1 protein-coding gene is annotated in these 1,277 nt (G+C 76.5%); it reads right to left on the bottom strand.

Features of this window, described 5'->3' with window-relative positions; genetic code table 11:
• Positions 1-1,087 (bottom strand): AAA family ATPase (locus ACYVE9_RS27280; protein ID WP_461030562.1); only part of this gene is annotated, 1,087 nt, incomplete at its 3' end.
• Positions 1,088-1,277 lie beyond the last annotated feature (190 nt).

Below are 1,277 nucleotides of genomic sequence, written 5' to 3'. Positions count from 1 at the left end.
CCGCGGCGCAGGCCTGCTGGATCAGGCGCGGAAGGGTGCGGTGCGGGCCATCGAGCACCGTGCCCAGCAGACGGTGCGCGCTGCGGCGCCGGGCCAGCGGGGCGGCACGGTAGACGGCGCGGCGCAGCAGCGGGTGGGTGAAGGAGACCCGGCCGGCGTGGACGTGCACGATACCGGCGGCTTCGGCGGAGCTCAGCTGTGCGTCGTCGATGCCGACCTGTCGTCCGGCCCGCGCCAGCAGGTCCAGGCCCGTGCCGGCGGTGTCCGTCTCGTGTTCGCCGGCTGCCGCGGCGAGCAGCAGCAGCTCGCGGGTGTCGGGCGGCAGAGCGGCGAGGGCGGCGGCGTAGGCGTCCAGTACGGCTTCGCCGCCCGGCAGGGGCTGCGGCAGCGGAGCACGTCCGGCACGCTGGTCGGGCGTGAGCTGATCGGTCAGTGCGGCGAGCAGTGCGGGGTTGCCGGCGGCCTCCCGCAGCAGTTCGGCCCGCACGCCCGGGTCCAGGGGGCCGGGGACGAGCCGGTCCAGCATGGTGCCGGCGGCGGTGTCGTCGAGAGCGGTCAGGCCCAGGGTGGGCAGTCCGAGCACGGCGCGGACGTCCCGGCCGTGCCGGACCGCGGTGAGCAGCAGGGCCAGGGGGCGGTCGGCGGGCAGCCGGTGGGCGGCGAAGAGCAGTGCGGCCCGCGACTGCGCGTCCCAGGCGTGCACGTCGTCCACGCAGACGAGCAGGGGACCTGCGGCGGTGAGGGTGCGCAGCAGGTCCAGCAGTGCGGCGGGCGCCATGGCGCTGCTCAGTACGTCGTCCGGTGCGGCCGGCAGCGGCGCCGCGGCGGAGCAGAGCAGGGCGTGCAGTCCGCTGTAGGGCAGTCCCTGCTCGGTGGGGACCGCGGTGGTGTGCAGGACGCGGTCCGCCGGGTGCCGGGCGAGGACGTGGCGCAGCAGGGCGGTACGGCCGAGGCCTGGCGGGGCGGCCAGCAGCAGCGTGCCGCTGCGTCCGGTGTTCACCTGTGTCAACAGCATGCGCAGGACGGCCAGTTCCCGGTTGCGGCCGTACAGCCGGGCCAGCTTGTCCCCGGTCGTCGTGGGGGTCATTCCCTCCACGTTACGACTGGGTAACCATGGGTGGAAGCCCGCCGTCCGACGGTGCCTGCCGCGGGCACCGGGTGCTGGGCGCCGTCCCATCGCGTCCGACGGCCGTCTGTGCACGGGCACAGTGCCCGGCGGCCCGGCGGGCACTGTCCGCCCGGTGGAGGGGCGGCCGGCGGGCGGGACGGGCCGGAGG

It is taken from the genome of Streptomyces sparsus, from assembly GCF_054776295.1.
Note: the sequence above shows the minus strand (reverse complement) of the source record. Positions and strands in the feature narration are given on the sequence as shown.